Here is a 19,753-nt window from a genome sequence, read left to right as displayed (position 1 = left end):
TCCCGCCCCTGGAAACGGCGGGGGTTCGTGTTCTGAAGCCTCCACAGCTTAACCCGGTGGCCCGGTCCCGTCTGCCCCCCGCCTGGGGACAGTCTTTATCCATCCGGCTTGAGCCATCTGGACAGGCCCCCACCCCCGCGTGTCACCCTGCCCCCATGACCCCGCACGCCCGCACGGTTCTGATCGTCTCGGACCACACCGGCCTGACCGCCGAGAACACCGCCCGCGCGCTGCTGGCGCACTTTCCGGACCAGCCCCTGAAGTATCTCCAGCGGCCCTTCGTCGCCAGCGTGACCGCCGCGCAGGGGGTGGCCCGCGAGGTCGCGGCGCTGGCGGACCGGGGCGAGCGCCCCCTGATCTTCACCACGATCACCGACGCCGCCGTGATGCGCGAGCTGGAGGCGGCCCCCGCCCGCGTGTTCGACCTGCTCGGCCCCGGCCTCGGCGTGCTGGAGGAGGAATTCGGAGTCAAGGCTGCCCGCAGCGTGGGCCGCTACCACGACATGCACGACCAGAGCGGCTACCTCGCCCGCATGGACGCCCTGGACTTCGCCCTCGCCACCGACGACGGCCTGGGCGACCGCCAGTACGGGCTGGCGGACGTGATCCTGGTCGGCGTGAGCCGCGCCGGAAAGACGCCCACCAGCCTCTTCCTGGCCCTCCAGCACGGCATCCGGGCCAGCAACTATCCGCTCGCCGAGGACGACTTCGAGCGCGAGTCCTTGCCGATTCCCCTGGAACCCTACCGCACCAAGCTGCACGGCCTGACCATCGATCCCCGCCGCCTGCACGCCATCCGTACCCAGCGCAAGCCGAACAGCCGCTACGCCAGCCTGGAGCAGTGCGAACACGAGGTCCGCCGCGCCGAACGCCTCTTCCAGCGCGCGGGGATTCCCGTCCGCGACACCACCAGCGCCAGCGTGGAGGAGATCGCGGCGGGAATTCTGGCGCAGGTCCGGCGGGGGTGAGGGAGCGGTCAGCTTTCAGCCGTCAGAGGCGAAGGCTTCAGCTCTGGCCTCCGCTGCTGATCGCTGACGGCTTACACTGTCCTATGACGTTCCCGCCCTGGTAAGGCCTGCGTGCCCCTACGGTCGGTCGCCCCTCCGGGCTGCCGGTCTTCACGGGGCTGCCTCCACCCCTTTTGCGACGAGCCGCCGATGATCGACGCCGCTCTCGTGAAAGGGAAAAACCCGTGACGCACCCGCCACGTCTGCTGAAGTTGCCGCTCGCGTTTCTGGCCGCCGCGCTCACCATCGAACTGCTCGACGAACTGGTGGACGGGGTGACCGGGGCCGCCTGGCCTCTCGTCCGCCATGACCTCTCGCTCTCGTATCTGGAGGTGGGCCTGCTGCTGGGCCTGCCCGCCCTCCTCGCCAACCTCGTGGAGCCGGTCCTCGGCGTACTGGCGGACTTCGGGTATCGGCGTGCGCTCGTGCTCGGGGGCGGCCTGGTGTTCGCGGCCTCGCTGGCGCTGTTCGCCGGGGCGGGGGGCTTCTGGCCGCTGCTCGCCGCGCTGGGGCTGTTCTACCCGGCTTCGGGCGCGTTCGTCAGCCTTACCCAGGCCGCGTTGATGGACGCCGAGCCTTCGCGCCGTGAGCAGAACATGGCGCGCTGGTCGCTGGCCGGGTCGGTCGGCAACGTGGTCGGCCCGCTGCTGGTCGGCCTCGCCCTGACGCTGGGCCTGGGGTGGCGGCCCGTGTACGGATGGCTGGCCGCCTTGACCGGGGTGGCGTTGGTGGTGGCGTGGAGGTCGCCTGCGGCGCTGGCCTCCCAGCCTGCTGTGCCTCTGGAATGGCGGGGCACGGTGCGGGGCCTCTGGGCAGCCCTGCGCCGGGGCGAGGTCTGGCAGGCCCTCCTGCTGCTGGAGGCGGCGAACCTGATGCTGGACGTGCTGCGCGGCTTTCTCGCCCTGTATTTTGTGGATACGGTGGGGACGACGCCGGGGATGGGAGGCCTCGCGGTGGCGGTGTTTACCGGGGTGGGGCTGGTGGGGGACGTGCTGGTGCTGCCGCTGCTGGAGCGCGTGCCCGGCGTCCGGTACCTGCGCCTGAGCGCGCTGGTCACGGCGGCGGTGTTCCCGGCCTTCCTGCTCGCGCCGCAGGTGATCGCCAAGCTGGCCCTGCTGGGGCTGCTGGGCCTGCTGAACGCCGGGTGGTACGCCGTCTTGCAGGCGAGGCTGTATGCCAGCCTGCCCGAACGGAGCGGCACCGTGATGGCGCTGGGCAGCGTTGCAGGCATGGTGGGCGGAGCCGTGCCGCTACTGCTGGGCGCGGTCGCGGAGCGCTTCGGCCTGGAGACGGCCCTGTGGTGCCTGCTGGCCGGACCTCTGGCCCTGCTCGTTGGCCTGCCCCGGCTGCGGCCGGGCTGACGGCTCGCCTACATATCTCCCTTTTTCCCCCGCCCCGCGCGCCTATCTTGTCAGCGATGAGGGCTGTATCCACTGGAGCAGGGCCGTGAACAACGACATTCCCGTGCAGGCCATCGGGCCGCAGGGCGAGGTGATGGCGCATGCGGTGGACGCCTGCGTGCATTGCGGCTTCTGCCTGCCCGCCTGCCCGACCTACGCGGTCCTGGGTGACGAGATGGACAGCCCCCGCGGACGCATCGTGCTGATGAAGGAGGTGCTGGAAGGAACACTGACCCTCGCGGACGCCGCCCCGCACCTGGACCGCTGCCTGGGGTGTCAGGGCTGCGTGACGGCCTGCCCCAGCGGCGTGCCCTACGGCGAACTGATCACCTCCTTCCGGGGCTGGTCGGAACCCCAGCGCGAGCGTTCGCCGCTGGACCGGGCCAAGCGGGCCGCCATCCTGAAGATTCTCCCCGCCCCCAGGGTGTTCAGTCTCGCCGCGCGGGTGGGGCAGTACGCCAAGCCGCTCGCCCCCGTGCTGCCCGCCGCGCTGCGGGCGCCGCTCGACCTATTGCCCGAACATGTCCCGGCGATGCAGCCTAGCCCGACCGTCACGCCCGCGAAGGGCCAACGCCGGGGCCGGGTGGCCTTCCTGGCCGGATGTGCCCAGCAGGCCCTCGCGCCCAACTTCAATGCCGCGACCCTGCGCGTGCTGGCCCGGAGCGGCATCGAGGTCGTGATCCCGGAAGGGCAAGGCTGCTGCGGGGCCGCCGCATTGCACACCGGTGCGCGGGAGGAGGCGCTGCGGCTCGTCCGCCAGAACCTCGCTGCCTTCGATCCCGACGACTACGACGCGATTCTCAGCAACGCGGCGGGCTGCGGCGCGGGCCTCAAGGAATACCCGGTGGTGCTGCACGGCCTCGAAGACGAGGCGCAGGCGCGGGCCTTCGCCGCGAAAGTGCAGGACATCAGCGAATTTCTGGCGGGGCTGCTGCGGGACGGCGAACTGGAACCCTTCCTCCCCACCTCCCGCCCCCTCACCGTCGCCTACCACGACGCCTGCCACCTCGCCCACGCCCAGGGCGTCCGCGCCGCCCCCCGCGAACTCCTGCGCGCCATTCCCGGCCTGACGGTCCTGGAGGTGCCCGAAGGCGACCTGTGCTGCGGTTCGGCGGGAACGTATAACCTCGAACAGCCCGAACTGGCGAACCAGCTCGGCGTGCGGAAGGCGAAGAACATCCTCTCCATCACGCCCGACCTGATCGCCAGCGGCAATATCGGCTGTCACACGCAGATTCAGAGCCATGTGCGGCGGCAGGGAAGCCGGGTGCCGGTGCTGCATACGGTGGAAGTGCTCGATTTGGCGTACCGGGGGGAGTTGTGAGAGGAGGTCGGTTGGTAGTGGGAAGTGGTGAGTGGTGTTCTGGCTTGTGGCCTGTGGCTTGTGGCTTGTGGAAGGCTGAAGAGCGGAGGCTTCAGGCGTTCGCCCGTCCTTTCCCACTCACCACTTCCCACTGCCCACTCCCGGGAGCCGAAGGCGACCTATGACCCCCCAAAAAGTCGCTCTCTCGCCCGCTTCCCCCGCCCCCAAGCCCCGCTCCAATGGCTCGCCGGACAACCCACTCGCCGCCGAACTCACCCGCCTGCTTGGCCCCAAAAAAGTGCTTTCCAACCTCTCCGAGCGGCGGAATTACCGCTATGACGCGATCCAGTTCGGGGCGACGCCGCTCGCGGTGGTGCTGCCGGAGAGCACGGCGGACGTGGTGACGGCGGTGCGGGCGGCGCGGGCGGCGGGCGTGCCCATCGTGGGACGCGGCGCGGCGAGCGGCCTTTCGGGCGGGGCGGCTCCGGCCCTGCCGGGACTCGTCATCTCCTTCACCCGCATGACCCGGCTGGACATCTTCCCCGAGCGGCGCGAGGTGCGGGCGCAGGCGGGTGTGGTGACGCTGGCGGTGACGGAGAAGGCAAGGCCCTTCGGTCTGATCTACCCCCCCGACCCGGCCAGCTTCCGCACCAGCACCATCGGCGGCAATCTGGGGGAGAACGCGGGCGGGCCGCTGTGCTTCAAGTACGGCGTGAGCGGCGATTACGTCAGGGCGCTGGAATTCGTGGACGCGGACGGGGAAGTCCACGAGCTGACCCGCGACGCCTACGACCTGGCCGGGCTGCTGATCGGCTCGGAGGGGACGCTCGGATTGATCACCGAGGCCACCCTGCGCCTGACCCCGCCCCCGAAGTTCACCCGGACGCTGATGGCGAGTTTCGCGGAAGTGGGCGCCTGTGCCGAGGCGGTCAGCGCGGCGATTGCGGCCGGGGCCGTGCCGGGCAAGCTGGAATTCATGGACCACGCCTGCCTCAACGCCGTGGAGGATTTCCTGCACCTCGGCCTGCCACGGGAGGCGGGGGCGTTGTTGCTGGTGGACACCGACGGCGACGACCTGGAAACGGTGGAGGAGGAACGCGCGCTGGTGGAGGCCGCCTGCCTGGCAGCCGGGGGCAGCGTGCGCCGCGCCGCTGGTGATGCCGAGAGCGCCGCCCTCTGGCAGGCCCGCCGCAGCGTCAGCCCCGCGCTGGGCCGCATCCGCCCGCAGCGCATGAACGAGGACATCGTGGTGCCGCGCTCCGTGCTGCCGGAGGTGGTGCGCGAGATTCGTGCGCTGGGCGACGCCAGCGGCTTTCACGTCGTCCAGTTCGGACACATCGGGGACGGGAACCTGCACCCCAACATCCTTTTCGACCCCCGCCGCGAGTCGCCCGATGCCGTCCACGACCTCGCCCACCGGATCGCCCTGGTCGCCATCCGCCACGGCGGCGTCCTCAGCGGAGAACACGGCATCGGCACCATGAAACGCCCCTTCATGCGTGAGGCGGTGGACCCGGTGACACTGGAGGCCCTGTGGGACGTGAAACGGGCGCTGGACCCGGCAGGGGTGCTGAATCCCGGCAAGGTGCTGCCGGAGGAACTTGCAGACGAGGCTCACCCGTGACCCTTCCACTGACCACTGACCACTCCCCACTGCCCCTCCACAGGAGGCTCCATGCCCATCCTTGACCTCTCGCCCAGCGACCAGACCGTCATCGTCAGCGGCGACACCGGGCTGCTGGAGGTTTACGCCGCGCTCCCGGCGGGGCTGTTCCCGCCCTTTCCGCCGGTGGAGTTGCCGGGCGGCGTGGGGGGCCTCGTGTCGCGCGGCGGCTTCGCTCAGACCTTCTTCTTCGGCGCCGAGGTGCTGGGCGTGACCTTCCGGGCGCCCTCGGGCGGTGTGATCCGGGCGGGCGGGCGAACCGTGAAGAACGTGCAGGGCTACGACCTGACCCGGCCTTTCGTCGGAAGCTTCGGGGCATTGGGCGAGGCGCTGGAGGTGACGCTGAGGTTGCGCCCCGGCCCCCACGCACGGCACGTCGCGGCGCCCGGTTCCCTGGCGGCTCTCGGCCACCTCACCGCCCGTTTCGCCTGGCAGGACGGCGAGGAGGTTCACCTGATGCACTTCGGCCACGCGCGTGAGGTGGAGCGGGCGCTGGGGGTATTGCCGGGAGCGTGGGAAGTCACGGAGCTTCTGGACCTCAGGGCCCGCTTTCCGGACGGCCTCGGGGTAGGGGAGGGCGGCCCGCTGCGGGATCGCCGCTTCGGTTGGGTAAACGGCGGGGGGGTGCCCCCGATGCCCCCGTTGTTCGCGCGGGTGGCGGCCAGCCTCTGAAGCAGCAAGCGTTCTATCCTGACCCATGACCAACATCGGAACCGGACCGGGACGGGCACGGCAGACACGGGTGTACGTGCGCGGTCTGGGCGGCGAGCGGCCCGCCGTGCCCGTGGCCCCGGAACGGCTTCAGGCAGCGGCCCAGGCCAAACTCGGCGCGGCGGATTTCGCGTACATCGCGGGCGGAGCGGGGGCCGAACGCACCATGCGCGCCAACCTCGCCGCCTTCGAGCGGGTGCGCCTGCTGCCGCGCCGCCTGAGCGGCTCGCGCGAACGTGACCTCGGCGTGGAGGTGCTGGGGCACACCCTGGCCGCGCCCCTCCTCCTCGCTCCTATCGGCGTGCTGGAGGCCGCGCATCCGGAAGCCGACCTCGCGGTGGCCCGCGCGGCAGCGGCGGAGAACGTCCCCTTCATCTTCAGCTCGCAGGCGTCGGTGCCGATGGAGGTCTGCGCGGCGGCGATGGGCGACTCGCCCCGCTGGTTCCAGCTCTACTGGGGCACCGACGACGAGGTGACCCGTTCCTTCGTGCGCCGCGCCGAGGCCTGCGGCGCCCAGGCCATCGTGCTGACCCTCGACACGACGCTGCTGGGGTGGCGCCCGCGTGACCTGGACCTGGGCAGCCTGCCTTTCCTGCGCGGGCGCGGCATCGCGCAGTACCTCAGCGACCCGGTGTTCCGCTCGCGGCTGACTGTGCCTGATGCCGGGCCCCTCCCCGCCCCCACCGTCCAGCCCCCGCGCACGCCCGCCCTGCTGCGGGCCGGGGCCGAACTCGCCGCGAAGGGCCGCAAGTTCGGCCTCAGCCTGGAACAGATGCAGGCCGCCGCCGCCCGCTTCACCGCCACCTACACCCGCCCCGACCTCGGCTGGGATGACGTGAGCCGCCTGCGCCAGTGGACGGACCTCCCCATCCTCCTCAAGGGCATCCTCCACCCCGACGATGCCCGCGAGGCCGTGCGCCGGGGCGTGAACGGCCTGATCGTCAGCAATCACGGTGGCCGTCAGATCGACGGCGAGATCGGCGCCCTCGACGCGCTGCCCGGCGTGGTCGTGGCGGCCGGTGACCTCCCCGTGCTGCTCGACAGCGGTGTCCGTACCGGGTCGGACGTGGCGAAGGCGCTCGCCCTGGGCGCGCGGGCGGTGCTGCTGGGGCGGCCCTATGCCTACGGCCTCGCCATTGCGGGGGAGGCGGGGGTGCGCGAGGTCATTCAGAACGTGCTGGCCGAGTTCGACCTCACGCTGGGGCTGATGGGGGTGCGCGCGGCGCGTGACCTGGGGCCGCAACACCTGGCCTCGTCTACACATCCCTGAGCGGGCGGCGTATTCTACGGGGCGTGCGTAAGCAACTTGCCCTGATGACGGCCCTGCTCCTGGGAGCGGCGGGCGCGCAGACCGTGGACCTGCGTATCCTCGAAACCACCGACCTGCACACCAGTGCGCTGGGCTACGACTACTACCAGGACAAGCCCACCGGCGAGTTCGGCCTGGAGTACACCGCCTCGCTGATCAAGCAGGCCCGCGACGAGAAGCGCAACACGCTGCTGTACGACAACGGGGACCTGATCCAGGGCAACCCGCTGGGCGACTTCGTGGCGCGGGTGCAGCCGCTGAAGCCCGGGCAGCTCCACCCCATGCACGCCGCGATGCGCGTCCTGAAGTACGACGCGGGCAACCTCGGCAACCACGAGTTCAACTACGGCCTGCCCTTTCTCCAGCAGGTGATCGCCGCCGCGCCCATGCCCATCGTCAGCGCCAACGCCTACAAGGACGACGGCACCGGCAAGCCCGGCGAGAACGCCTTCACGCCCTACCTGATCCAGCGCCGGGTGGTCTACGACACCACGGGCCGCCCCTACGTCCTCAACGTGGGCGTGATCGGTTTCCTGCCCCCGCAGATCGTCAACTGGGACAAGGCCAACCTCGACGGCAAGATCGTCACCACCGACATCGTGGAGGCCGCCCGCAAGTTCGTTCCGCAGATGAAGGCGCAGGGCGCGGACATCATCGTCGCGGTCGCGCACACCGGCATCAGCGCCGACTACCAGCCCGGCCAGGAAAACGCCGCCACCGAACTCACCAAGGTGCCCGGCATCGACGTGGTCCTCAGCGGCCACAGCCACCAGGAGTTCCCCGGGCCGGTGTACAAGAGCATCCCCGGCGCGGACATCACCAAGGGCACCATCAACGGCAAGCCCGTCGTGATGGCCGGGTTCTGGGGCAGCGACCTGGGGATCGTGGACCTCAAGCTGGACTACGACCGCAAGAATCAGAAGTGGACGGTCGTGGACGGCACCGCCAGCATCCGCCCCATCTGGGACAAGGCGGCCAAGAAGAGCCTGGTCACGCCCGACCCGCGCATCGCCAATGCGGTCAAGCAGGCCCACGAGGGGACGCTGGCGTATGTGCGCGCCAAGGTGGCCGACCTCGCCGCCCCCATCACCTCCTACTGGGCACTGGTGCAGGACGACCCGAGCGTGCAGCTCGTCAGCAATGCGCAGACCGCCTACGTGAAGGCCGCGCTGGCGAACACCCAGTACAAGGACCTGCCGGTGCTGTCCGCCGCCGCGCCCTTCAAGGCCGGGGGCCGGGGCGGGGCCAGCTACTACACCGACATCCCCGCCGGGACGCTCGCCATCAAGAACGTGGCTGACCTGTACGTGTACCCCAATACCGTTCAGGCCGTGCTGGTGAACGGCGCGCAGCTTCAGGAATGGCTGGAGCGCAGCGCCGGGCAGTTCAAGCAGATCGACCCCAGCAAGACCGAACCCCAGGCGCTCGTCGACGACAGCTTCCCCACCTACAACTTCGACGTGATCGACGGCGTCACCTACGAGATCGACGTGACGCAGCCCTCGCGCTACAACAGCAAGGGCGAGGTGGTGAACCCGGATGCCCACCGCATCAAGAATCTGATGTACCAGGGCAAGCCCATCGACCCAGGGGCGCAGTTCGTGGTCGCCACCAACAACTACCGCGCCTCGGGTGGCGGCAACTTCCCCGGCCTGAACGGCAAGAACATCATCCTCCAGGCCCCCGATGAGACGCGCCAGGCCATCATCAAGTACTTCATGGACCAGAAGACGGTGAACCCCACCGCTGACGGCAACTGGAAGCTCACGCCCATCCCCGGCGCGACCCTGCTGTACGTCAGCAGCCCCAACGCCCAGAAGAACCTGCCCGCCGGAGCGACGCTGCTGCGGACGCGGGATGACGGGTTCGCGGAGTATTTGATCAAGTTCTGAGCAAGGCGAAATGGAAACGCCCCACCTCTCCACGGGTGGGGCGTTTCCTTTAGGGCTTATTTGGGGTTGCGTGCAACCTCGATGTAGTCACCTTCCTTTGAGGTGACGACACCGGCAGACTTTGACAGTCCGTCCATGTCTTCAATCAGCCACTTCACTTGATAAGTACCAACATCGGCAAAGGATTGAGAGACTTCGATACGCTTTCCATCGGTATTGGCAATGAAACTGGTTCCCACCTGCTTTCCATTCGCATAGAACACTGCAACAACGCGGGAATTGGCGGGGACATTATCCAGATACCATCTTCCGCTCGAGGGATTCAATTCGCCAGGGGCCGGGTTGGCCGTTTTTGTGCTGCCCTGCTGGTAATCTGGCCGGGCCAGCCCACGCTCGATACGAACAGGCACGCACTGAATGTTCCTGTTGCCTTCCGAGTCCGCGACGGTCACACGTAGGTCATAGCGTTGCCCTGATTTGCTATTGGGTACATACGTGGAACCGTCAATATCCAGGCTGGGAATGAACACGTCCTGCGTTTGATAAGGAGGCAAGTTCGCTCCGGGAACATTCAGCACTAGCACGTTGACTGCTGACTCACCTGTGAGGACGCTGCCGCTGGCCTGACACTGCTTGGTGCCATCAGTTTCGATATTGCCTTCCGCGAAGGGGCCCACTATCCGCGCCTCGACGTACTGCACGGCCGTGTTGTCGCTAACCGTGGCAAAGAAGCCGGAACCGCTGTCCACCCTGGCAGGCGCCCGCGTGTTATCCGTCTTGGTAATGGCGGTCGGGAAGCGAATCACAGAGGCCGGTGGGTTCACGCTGACAGTATTCGAGGTGAACTTGCTCTCCGTCTTCAAGATCTGAGGATTTGTCGCCGCACCGTCCACCACGGCCTTCGCTGTCGCGCGGATGGTGTACGTATCGGCGGGCATGCCTGCCATGTCAAAGCTGGTGTCACACGTGTGCGTGGCACCGTCCGCACTCGGCGTACATGTCACTGCCTGCTCCTGCGGAACCGTGGTGGTTGTTCTCGTCTCCAGCAACTGACCACGGTAGTCAAGGAGATCAACGGTCAGGGACGCCGGATCGAACGTGTAATTCGTGTCTCCACTCTTGGTGATCGTCACGCGGACTGGAACAGTGGGCGTGTTGACTGCCGCGCCGTTCGATGGCGCCGCGACGGCAATCACAGGATTGATGACGTTCTTCACCTGGACGGTGGTGACGTTGCTGGTGCCCCGCAGACCCGTTTTCGTGTAGGCGATGACCTGGAGCCTGAGATCACCATTGGCGAACTTCGTCGTGTCCACGCTGAAGCTGGCCTGCGCTTGACCGGTGATGTACGTGGTGTTGTCGATGACCCCTTTTGCGTCCGTGATCTGAAGGATCATCCGGTCCACCTGACTGTTGGTGTCGAAGTTCCCCGAGACATTGACGCTCATGTTGCCGGTGTAGGGGCTGCTTCCCACGACACCCAGAATCGGCGCGGGCGCTTTTTCCGTCGGAGTCGTCGTCACGTTATAGACAAACGTCCGGGTTTCTACCGTTGCCGCGTTACCCGCCGCGTCCAGCGCAAGGAACTTCACAGTGTACGTTCCGGGGTCGACGGGCGTGTAAGCAGCGGTGTACTTGCTGCCCTGCTGGATGCCCAGTGTGCTCGGTGCGCTGTCCTTCGGTCCCTGGACCGTCGCCTCGATGCTGCTCACGCCCGTCAGGTTGTCGCTGGCGGTGGCGCTGATCGTGACAGGCGCGGTGCTGAATTCCTGACCGTTCGCGGGGCTGGTGGCCGTGATGACCGGGCCGGTCTTGTCGTAAGTCACCGTCGTGGTCTGTGTCCCCGTGTTGCCGACCTTGTCGGTGGCGGTGGCGGTCACGGTGAAGCCCCCCTCGCTGGCGGGTTGCCAGGCATCCGGGACGGCCTGGCCGTTCACGCTGTACGTGATGCTGGCGATACCGGACGCGGCATCGGTGGCGGTGGCGTTCAGGTTGATGGGGGCACTGTTGGTGACGGTGCCGCTCGTGGGGGTATTCCACTTCACGATGGGCGCCGTCCTGTCCACGAACACGCTGACCTTGGGGCTGTCCACGGTGGCATTCGCCTTGTCATTCCAGCGAATACCCAGGTCGTGCAGCCCTTCGGTGACGTTCGGTGCGTCGAAGTCGAGGCTGAACGACACCTTCTGGCCGTCGGTGGCCGCCGTCGGCGTCCCCTGAGTCTGCCCGTCCACCAGCAACTGGCCGCTGAGGAGGCCCGAGGTGCTGGTGGCGCTTCCGGTTAGGCTGCCCAGGCCGCGCACATACACCGGGTTGCTGGACGCCTGCGCCTTGGCGCTGACGCTGGGGACATCCGGCGTGATGGCACTCGAACTCGTCAGGGCGACCAGGACTTGACCGAGTGTCGTCTCGGTCTTGTTGCCAGCCTTGTCGGTGGCCGTGGCGCGCAGGGTATAAGTGCCGTTGGTGGGTGCCCAGGTGACGCTGCCCTCGGCGCCTGTGACGACGCCGACCGGCCTGTAGGTCTTGTCGCCGTCGCTGCTGGCCTCGACCACCACGCGGTCCACCCCGCTGATCGCGTCGGTCGCCACCACGCTGACGGTGACCGGATTCTGCGTGAAGGTCTGCCCCGCTTGCGGGCCGGTGATCTGCACGGTGGGGGCGCTGCTGTCCACCGTGACGGTCTTGCGGGCGGTGTAGGTCTTGCCGCCGTCGCTGACGGTGGCCGTGATGGTCTGCTGGCTTCCGTCGGTACAGGTGGGGCCGAGGGCCCAGCTGGCCTGGCCGCTGCCGGTTTCGATGGCGCCGCAGGTGACGCTATAGCTGATGCTGCTGCTGAGATCGACCCCGTTGCGGACGGCCTGGGCCTGCACCGGGACGCGACCATTCACATAGCTGCTGGTAGGTGCCAGCCAGGTGAAGGTGGGGGTGGTGGTTTCGCCCCCGGTGGCCGCCAGGAAATTCAGCGTGAAGGTGCTGCGGGTGGTGTGGCCCACGCTGTCCTGGGCCTCGATGGTGAAGGTGGCGGTCCCGGCGGTCCGGGCACTGCCGTCCGCGTTCTTGCTGAGGTCGGCGCTGACGCTGCCGCTCCCGCTGGCGCGAACCTGGGTGCCTTCCAGAATGCGGAGGGTGACGGGAGCGGGGGTGTTGGCCGCGTCGCCGCGCGTGTCGCTGGCGCTGACCTGGAGGGCCGCAGCGTCCCCGCTGCTGAGGGTGGTGGTGCTGCCCGGCGTGATGGCCTTGCCGTTGAGGGTGATCCCACCGAGGGTGGGGGCGGCGGCATCGATGCGGAAGGCCGCTTCGGCCGTGCCGACGCCGCCCGCGTTATCGGTGGCGGTGACCACCAGGGTGTGCGGGCCGCCTGCCAAGGGCGGAAGGGGCAGGGTAATCTTTCCCGCTGGGGTCAGGTCGCCGCCGCGCTCGCTGCCGGTGCCGCGGTCGATCACGTAGCTGACCTTTTTGATGCTGCCGTCAAGGTCCGAGACGTTCAGGGTGAGGCTCTCGCCACTGGCGATGTAGCTGTCCGCGGTCAGCGCCTTGCCCTCGGGGCCGCGCACGACGATCTCGGGCAGCTTGTTGCTGCCGTTCTCCCCCGCGGCGGGAGTGCCCCCGCCTCCGCAGGCGGTGAGGGCAGCAGTGAGCAACCAGAGAACGGGACTTCGGTGCAGGGGGCGGGGCAGGCGGTCGGGCATTTATTCCTCTCTCCGGGTGTCGCTGACCCGGTACACGACGATGGGGGCCTTGCTGACGCTGACGGTCTGGGCGCGGTTGAGGTCGTCCGTGACACTGAAGGTCACGTCCATGCTGAGGTTGGCAGGGCAGGAGCCGTCCACGCAGTCCTGAACGGCGTACTCGGCAATACGGGGGGTAACGAGTTGAATGGTGCCGTTATTGTTGGCCTCGGGAAAGGTCTGCTGGCGGGTGATGGGGACACGGCTGGCCGCCGCGCAGGTGTCGGGATCAGAGCCGGGCGCCGCATTGCCCGAGGAGTCGGGGCAGGCATACCCCTGTTTCAGCCGGGCGTTGAAGTTCTGGATGTACTGGCCGTTCACGTCCGCATAGCGGTTGCCGCTCTGGTCGTTCACCGTGACCTGTGCGCCGGTGACCCGGCCCCCGACGCTGCCCGCCAGAATGGTGAAGGTCACCTGCGGCTGCGTGAGGCGATACTCGGTTTCGTTGTACTTGAAGGCTCCGGTGGCCTTGTCGTAGACGCGCACGATGGTCACGTCCACCTGGGCGCCGGACACCCCAGCCTGGGCGGAAAAGGCCTGACCGAGGCTCGGCCCAGTCCCGCCGCAGGCGGCCAGCAGCAGGGGAAGGGCGAAAAGTCCCAGTTTTCTCATTCAGTCTCCTCTGTATCCACGGTGCTGAGATGCGGGTTCAGGATGTAAAAGGCGAGGCGTTTCATCCCCGCCAGGAAATCCACGTTCTCCACAATCACAGCACGCCATTCATCACTGATTTCTTGCTGGCCGGACCGTTCCAGGGTGCGCGGCTGGATGACGGTGGGCGCGAAGTTCAGAATCCCCCGCACCCCCGCGTCGGCGAGGCTCTGGGCAGCGTCCTGGGCGCGTTCGGGCGGCACGGCCAGAAAGCCCATGTCCACCCGGGTGGTCCGGGTGAACTCGCGCAGCTCATCCACGTGCCGCACCGGCAGGCCGCGCACGTTCTGGCCGATCAGTTCTGGGTTCACATCGAAGAGGCCCACGTACTGGAACTGGTAGTCGCTGGCGCCGGGGTAGTTGGCGATGGCCTGACCCAGGCGGCCCAGGCCGACGATCACCACGTTCCAGGTCTGGTTCAGGCCCAGCACCCGCAGCAGCTCGCGCTTGAGGATCGGCACGGTGTACCCCATGCCGCGCGTGCCGAAGCGCCCGAAGTAGGCGAGGTCCTTGCGGACCTGGAAGGCGGTGACCCCGGCCCGCTCGGCGAGGTCGCCACTGCTGGTGCGGCTCACGTCCTGCGCCTCCAGCCCTTCCAGAATGCGCAGGTAGGTCACGAGCCTGCTGATGGTCGCGGTCGGAATGCCGGTCATCGCCGCTCACCGGACCCGGAAGTGGTCGAAGCCGTTCGCGTCCAGCTTCTCCTCGGCGCTGGTCAGGGCCGCGCCGCTGAAGGGACCGATCAGCACGGTGACCTTGCGGCCCTCGGGGGCGTTCACCGTGGGCGCGTACCCCTGCTCGCGGAGCTGGCCGACCAGGGTCTGCGCGCTCTCCACCCGGTCAAAGGCCCCGACCTGGAGGTAAACCGGACCGCTGGGAGCGGGGGCAGGCGAGGCGGCGGCCGGAGCCGTGGCCTCACTGGGCGCCGGGGTGGTGGGGGTGGGAGACGCCGGGGCAGCGGTGCGGTCCGGTTCACTGGCGGTCCCGTTGGTGTCACTGCCGCTGCTGCTACTGCTCCCGCTCTCGCTGTTCTCCGTCAGGGTGCGGTGGCGGGGAGCGTACAGGAGCGCCCGGGGGTAGACGCGGTGGATGTCGCTCAGGGCCTGCCGGGCCGTCGCCTCGTCCGCGAAGGGGCCGACCTGCGCGACGACCTGATTCCCCACGTCGATGGGGTAGATGGTGTACCCCAGATCGCGGACACCCTGCGTGCGGCTCTGCGCAGCGTCGGTCGAGGCGAACGTGCCCAGGCTGATGCGGTAGTCACTGCGCAGGGGCATCCGCTGCTCGCTGGTGGCCACCGCTCCCCCGGCCCGGGGTGAGGCGGACGGCTGTGCTGGGGCTGGCACCGTGGGGTTGACCGGCGGAGGCGTCAACGTGACTGCGGGGACAGGGGGCGCGGCGGGGGCCGCCGGGATGGGTTCGGCGGGCACCACCGGGACGCCGTTGCTGGTCGGCGCGTTGCCGGAGGCTGCGGGCGGGGGGGTCGTGCCCGGCGTCGGCGTCTCTTCCGGCTTGGTCGCAGGCGAACTGGAGGAGGCCGTGTCTGTCCGGGGAGCTGCCGCAGGCGCCGTCGCTGGACTGGTCGCTGCTGGACTGGACGTTTGTGTGCTGTGGTCCGGCTGGGAGGCCGGGGCCGAGGTGCCCGGTTGGCTGCTGGCGGTGTTGCCCTGATCCGTCCCGCTCGTGTCCGCAGGCGGGGTGGAGGCTGCGGGAGCGGTTGCCCCGTTGTTGTCCGGGGTGAGGTCGGTGCCGGGGGCGGCGGGGATATCGGCGCTGGGGCTCTCCGGCACCGGGGCCGGTTCCGTGACGGGCGCGGCCGGGGCCTGGGCGACCTGTGAACGGCGCTGGCCGAGCAGCAGGGACGCGAAACCCGCGAGCAGCAGCAGCACCAGCAGGCCGATCAGGAGGTCCGGCCAGCGGCGGGGTTTGCTCTCCGTGCGGCTCATTTCAGTGCTCCCTTCGCCTGGGTGTTCCCCAGATGGGCGGCGGTCTTGAAGGACTGGCGGGCCTCGGGTTCACGGGCCTGGGCGCGTTGCGCGAGGCCCAGCAGGTACCACGCCTCGCCGCTTCCCGGGTTGTCGCTGACCAGACCGCGCAAGATGGCCTCGGCCTCGGCGTAGCGGGCGGAGGCCAGCAGCGCCGACGCGAGGTTCTGCCGCGCGGTGGGTGTGGGGTTCAGTTTCACGCTCTCGCCCAGAGCGGTCGCGGCCCCGGCGTAGTCCTTGAGGGCGTAGGCGCTGAGGCCCAGCCACAGGTATGCCTTGGCACTGGGCGCCTTGAGGGTGCTGGAGCGCAGCGCGGCCCGCGCCGGACCGTACTGGCCCTGGCGGTACGCCGCGACCCCCTGCACGAACTGGGCGCGGGCCAGGGTCGCCGGGTCGGGGCTCAGGCGCTGGGCCTGCGCGGCGTCCCGGGCCGCCTCCGCGATCTGCCCCAGCGCCAGCCGCACCGCCGCCTGGCCGGTCCAGTACGCGGCATTCTGCGGCGCGAGCGCCGTGGCCTTCTGGTAGGCGGCGAGCGCGGCGGGGCGGTCGTTGCGCTGGGTGTGCAGTTCGGCCAGGCGCGCGAACGCGGCGGCGCTCCGGCCGTCCTCGCGGGTCGCGGCCTGCGCGGCGAGAACCGCTCCCCGCGTGTCCCCCCGCGTGGCCAGGATGTCCGCCTTGCGGAGCAGCAGGGCGGCCCGGTCCCCGCCAGTCTTGACGCGCCCGGCGGCGGTGTCCAGTTCGCGCACCGCCCGGTCCGGCAGCCCCTGGCCCAGGTAGATGTCCGCGACGAGCAGGGCCGCGTCCAGCCGCTGCGGCTGGCGCTCCAGCACGGCGTAGGCACCGGGCAGCGCGGCGGCGCCCTGACCGGCGAGCACCTGGGCCTGCGCCAGCCGGAACTGGGCGTCCACGTCCTGGGGATCGAGCGCCGTGATCTCAGCCAGGGTGGCGCTCAGGGCCGCGAACTCTCCGGCGCGGGTCTGTTCGGCGGCCAGGGCTTCGAGCACCTGCCGCTGGGTGGCGGGGCTGGCCTGGGTGCGGGCGAGGGCGGCCGCCTCGCCGTAGAGGCGCCGCGCGTCGGCGTAGCGGCCTTCACGGGTGGCGATCACGCCCAGGTTGTACGGCCCTTCAGGGCGACCGGGCGCGAGGGTGACCAGCTGGGTGAACTCGAAGGCCGCGCCCTTCAGGTTGCCCTGGGCCAGCAGCGTCAGGCCCAGGCCGAAATGCGGTTCGGGCTGCCGGTAGTTCTGCGCGATCAGGCGCTCGAACAGCGTGCGGGCCTGCGGCAACTGCCCGGCGCCCAGCGCGGTCTGCGCCTGCGTGAGCGCCGCCTGCTGCTGTTCGGTGAAGGGCGGAGGTGGGGGGGGCGCCGGGGCAGCGGCCGGGCTGGGGCTGTTCGTCCCGGTCGGCGTGGCCGCCGGGGACGGCAGCGTGGGCACCTGTGGCCTGACCGGTGTTCCTGTCTGCTGCAACGTGTTCTGGACGGAGATGGCCGCCGACGTATCGAGCAGCGTCTGGGCCGAGGCGGCGGGAGAGGTGGCCAGCAGCAGGCCAAGCAGCACCTTGAGGTTGGGTTGGGTCACCGGAGGAGCCTCCTGAGGGGAAACGTGAAAAGGCTAGCGACCGAGCTCTGTCTGAACCCTTACGCGCTTTGGGATGCGCTGGGCGCTGTAATTCTCTCATGCTCAGGCGGGCCGTGTGACCGCAAGCACGTTCATCTTCCTCACGCGCCTCATTCCGGGACGGGCGGCGTCAAGGCGACAACAAAAAGGCCTCCCGGACGCGGGAGGCATAGACAGGCAGAAGGCGGGGTTCAGGCCGGAGCGGGGGCGGCCCCAGGCCGTTTCAAGGCCAGTTGTCCGCAGGCCGCGCCCGCGTCCTTGCCCCGCGAGCGGCGCACGCTCACGTCCACGCCGCGCCCGGCCAGCACGTCGTAAAAGGCCTGGATCTCCTCCTCGGTGCTGCTTTCAAAGCCCGAGCCGTCCCAGGGATTCATCGGGATCAGGTTCACGTGGCTGACCAGGCCGCGCAGCAGTTCGGCCAGTTCCTCCGCCTGCCAGAGATGGTCGTTCACGCCGCGCAGCATGGAGTATTCGAAGGTCACCCGGCGGCCCGTCACGGCCTGATACTCCCGCGCCGCCGCCATGATCTCCGCGATGGAGTTGCGGTGCCCGGTGGGGATGATGCGCTGCCGGGTCGCCTCGTCCGGCGCGTGCAGGCTGATCGCCAGCTTGATGCCCAGGTCGTCCTCCGCCGCCAGCCGCCGGATGCCCTTGGGCAAGCCCACGGTACTGAGCGTCACCCGGCGTTTACTCATGCCGAGCGCCTGGGGGTGCAGCAGGATGCGGGCCGCCTGCATGGTGTGCTCGTAGTTCAGCAGTGGCTCGCCCATGCCCATGAACACCAGATTCCGCAGCTCGCGCGGCGCGAGGCCCTCACCGCCCGCCACCGCCAGCACCTGCCCCACGATCTCGCCCGGCGTCAGGTTGCGCCCGAAGCCCATCGCGCCCGTCGCGCAGAAGGCGCACTTGGCGGGGCACCCGACCATCGTGGACACGCAGATGGTCTTGCGGTCGAGGTAGGGCATGTAGACCGCCTCCATCTGCCGCCCGTCGAGCAGCGTAAAGAGGTACTTCACCGAGCCGTCCGCGCTGCGTACCGTCTCGATCTCGCGGAAGGGATTCAGGGTGTAGCGTGCGGCGAGGTCGGCCCGCACCTCCGCGGGCAGGTTCGTCATGGCGCCGAAGGTGCCGACGCCCTGCACGAACACCCACTCCAGCAGTTGCCGCTGCCGGAAGCCCTCAAGCGGGTACCGGTCGGGGTGAAGGTCGAGGAGAAGCTGCATCAGGAAAGTCTACCGGGTAAGGCGGGGTGGGGGAGGGGCATGGGGCACGTTCGTGAGGGGAGGTAGGCTGAGGGACATGCGCCCACGTTTCCCCCTGACCCTGACCCTGCTTGCCGCTCTCGCCGCGCCTGCTCTGGCAGGGGGAGCAGGTGGCCTGCCCCCGCTGATGCCCTTTGCCGACACCGTGCGTTTTACGGGTGAGGCGGTGCCATTCACCGTGGAGGTGAACCTTTCCCGCACCCGCACGCAGCCCGGTGGCCCGCTTCAGATCCTGGTCACAGCCGTCACGCCGCAGGGGGAAGTCGTCAATCTGAACAGCCGCCCCATTCGCGCAGGGGAGAAGCTGACTTGGGCGGGCCGCCTTCCTGCACGGGGCACCCTGGTCATTCATGTCGTGGACGATCACGGTACGGCCAGCAGCACGCAGCTTCACCGCGATTCCCAACCTATCCGCCTCGTCATCACCGGGGACGAGAAGGGGAACTTCGGCGTCAGCGACGGCCTCTGCCCCCCGCGCACCGGCGGCATCTGCGGCGGTTCCCGCTAACTCCTCCCCACACCGTACCCTGAAGGCATGGCCGACCCCAACCTCAGCGTCCTGACGGCGATGATCACGCCCGCCGTGCTGATCAGCGGCGCGGGGACCCTGATCATGAGCACCAGCACGCGCCTGGGCCGCGCCACCGACCGCGTGCGTCACCTCACGGCCCGTTTCAAGGTGCTGGTCAGTGCCGAGGGCAGGCAGGAGGCCCTCGCCCGCGAGGAAAAACGCATGATCATCCGGCAACTCCCGCGCCTGACCCGCCGCACCCGTATCCTCCAGCGGGCGATGACCTCGCTGTATCTGGCCGTGGCCCTGCTGGTGCTGACCAGCATCCTGATCGGCGGAGCGTCCCTGCTCGGCAATCCCCCCGGCCCCCCGCCCGTCGTCCTCGCGCTGCTGGGGGCGGCGGCCCTCGCCTACGCGGCCCTGCTCCTGAGTTTCGAAACCCGCCTCTCCGCCCGCACCACCCAGGAGGAGATGGGGTTTCTGGTGGACCTCGGCCAGCATTACGCGGAGCTGTACGGCGACCACGAACCCTCCGGTAAGCTGCGTCATGAATCTTGAGTTCAGCGGCCCCCTCTGGTACTGGCGTGGCCCTGCCCCCTGGTACTTCGTGACCGTTCCGGCAGAGCCATGCCACGATCTGCAAGCCGCCTCAAAGCTCGTGACGTACGGCTGGGGGATGATTCCGGTGCAGGCCTGGATCGGCGCAACC

At 69.1% G+C, this 19,753-nt stretch carries 16 protein-coding genes (1 of these 16 running past the window's edge); 10 read left to right on the top strand and 6 right to left on the bottom strand.

Annotation, left to right across the window (positions count from 1 at the left end):
* The first annotated feature begins 155 nt into the window (after positions 1-155).
* From E5F05_RS15905 to cpdB, 7 genes are all read left to right on the top strand, one after another.
* Positions 156-968, top strand: coding sequence for a pyruvate, water dikinase regulatory protein (locus E5F05_RS15905; RefSeq protein ID WP_129119625.1), 813 nt, complete (start codon positions 156-158; stop codon positions 966-968).
* Between the two features lie 224 nt (positions 969-1,192).
* On the top strand, positions 1,193-2,368 hold the full coding sequence (locus E5F05_RS15900) for an MFS transporter (protein WP_164973510.1): 1,176 nt from the start codon (positions 1,193-1,195) through the stop codon (positions 2,366-2,368).
* 85 nt (positions 2,369-2,453) lie between these two features.
* Complete coding sequence (glcF, locus tag E5F05_RS15895; RefSeq protein ID WP_129119623.1) at positions 2,454-3,731, top strand: glycolate oxidase subunit GlcF; 1,278 nt, start codon at positions 2,454-2,456, stop codon at positions 3,729-3,731.
* A 160-nt stretch (positions 3,732-3,891) separates the two neighbouring features.
* Positions 3,892-5,334 carry an FAD-binding oxidoreductase gene (locus E5F05_RS15890; protein WP_129119622.1) on the top strand — a complete coding sequence of 481 codons (1,443 nt, stop codon included), beginning with the start codon at positions 3,892-3,894 and terminating at the stop codon, positions 5,332-5,334.
* A 51-nt stretch (positions 5,335-5,385) separates the two neighbouring features.
* Positions 5,386-6,045 carry an FAD-binding oxidoreductase gene (locus E5F05_RS15885; RefSeq protein WP_129119621.1) on the top strand — a complete coding sequence of 220 codons (660 nt, stop codon included), beginning with the start codon at positions 5,386-5,388 and terminating at the stop codon, positions 6,043-6,045.
* 25 nt (positions 6,046-6,070) lie between these two features.
* Complete coding sequence (locus tag E5F05_RS15880) at positions 6,071-7,354, top strand: alpha-hydroxy-acid oxidizing protein (protein ID WP_129119620.1); 1,284 nt, start codon at positions 6,071-6,073, stop codon at positions 7,352-7,354.
* 44 nt (positions 7,355-7,398) lie between these two features.
* On the top strand, positions 7,399-9,285 hold the full coding sequence (gene cpdB / locus E5F05_RS15875; protein ID WP_129119869.1) for a 2',3'-cyclic-nucleotide 2'-phosphodiesterase: 1,887 nt from the start codon (positions 7,399-7,401) through the stop codon (positions 9,283-9,285).
* A 56-nt stretch (positions 9,286-9,341) separates the two neighbouring features.
* Here cpdB and E5F05_RS15870 read toward each other — a convergent pair whose 3' ends face one another.
* The 6 genes from E5F05_RS15870 to rlmN form a co-directional block, all read right to left on the bottom strand.
* Entirely contained in the window at positions 9,342-12,977 is a 3,636-nt protein-coding gene (locus E5F05_RS15870) for an Ig-like domain-containing protein (RefSeq protein ID WP_129119619.1), read from the bottom strand.
* Positions 12,978-13,628 carry a hypothetical protein gene (locus E5F05_RS15865; protein ID WP_129119618.1) on the bottom strand — a complete coding sequence of 217 codons (651 nt, stop codon included), beginning with the start codon at positions 13,626-13,628 and terminating at the stop codon, positions 12,978-12,980.
* The gene (locus E5F05_RS15860; RefSeq protein WP_129119617.1) at positions 13,625-14,320 is read right to left on the bottom strand and encodes a redox-sensing transcriptional repressor Rex; all 696 of its coding nucleotides are present in this window, start codon (positions 14,318-14,320) and stop codon (positions 13,625-13,627) included. The genes E5F05_RS15865 and E5F05_RS15860 overlap by 4 nt, the downstream gene beginning before the upstream one ends.
* Positions 14,321-14,326: 6 nt before the next feature.
* The gene (locus E5F05_RS15855) at positions 14,327-15,613 is read right to left on the bottom strand and encodes an SPOR domain-containing protein (protein ID WP_129119616.1); all 1,287 of its coding nucleotides are present in this window, start codon (positions 15,611-15,613) and stop codon (positions 14,327-14,329) included.
* Positions 15,610-17,232: a tetratricopeptide repeat protein gene (locus E5F05_RS15850; RefSeq protein WP_129119615.1), complete on the bottom strand. Its 1,623-nt coding sequence runs from the start codon at positions 17,230-17,232 to the stop codon at positions 15,610-15,612. Before E5F05_RS15850 ends, E5F05_RS15855 begins: the two co-directional genes overlap by 4 nt.
* A gap of 230 nt (positions 17,233-17,462) precedes the next feature.
* On the bottom strand, positions 17,463-18,494 hold the full coding sequence (gene rlmN, locus E5F05_RS15845) for a dual-specificity RNA methyltransferase RlmN (RefSeq protein WP_129119614.1): 1,032 nt from the start codon (positions 18,492-18,494) through the stop codon (positions 17,463-17,465).
* Positions 18,495-18,570: 76 nt separating this feature from the next.
* On the opposite strand from rlmN, the gene E5F05_RS15840 reads away from it, so the two are divergent.
* The 3 genes in view from E5F05_RS15840 to E5F05_RS15830 are tightly spaced (at most 27 nt apart) and all read left to right on the top strand, a layout consistent with a single transcriptional unit that may run on beyond the window.
* The gene (locus tag E5F05_RS15840; protein WP_129119613.1) at positions 18,571-19,041 is read left to right on the top strand and encodes a hypothetical protein; all 471 of its coding nucleotides are present in this window, start codon (positions 18,571-18,573) and stop codon (positions 19,039-19,041) included.
* Between the two features lie 27 nt (positions 19,042-19,068).
* A complete protein-coding gene (locus tag E5F05_RS15835; protein ID WP_129119612.1) occupies positions 19,069-19,602 on the top strand; it encodes a DUF2721 domain-containing protein in 534 nt (177 codons plus the stop codon).
* Positions 19,592-19,753: the 5' portion of a DUF1905 domain-containing protein gene (locus E5F05_RS15830; protein WP_129119611.1), read on the top strand. It continues 123 nt past the right edge of the window; only the first 162 of its 285 coding nucleotides appear in the window; it begins with the start codon at positions 19,592-19,594; its stop codon lies beyond the right edge, outside the window. Before E5F05_RS15835 ends, E5F05_RS15830 begins: the two co-directional genes overlap by 11 nt.

This window comes from Deinococcus metallilatus, assembly GCF_004758605.1.
In the GTDB taxonomy this organism is placed as follows: domain Bacteria; phylum Deinococcota; class Deinococci; order Deinococcales; family Deinococcaceae; genus Deinococcus; species Deinococcus metallilatus.
This window is presented reverse-complemented; position numbering and strand designations above follow the sequence as displayed.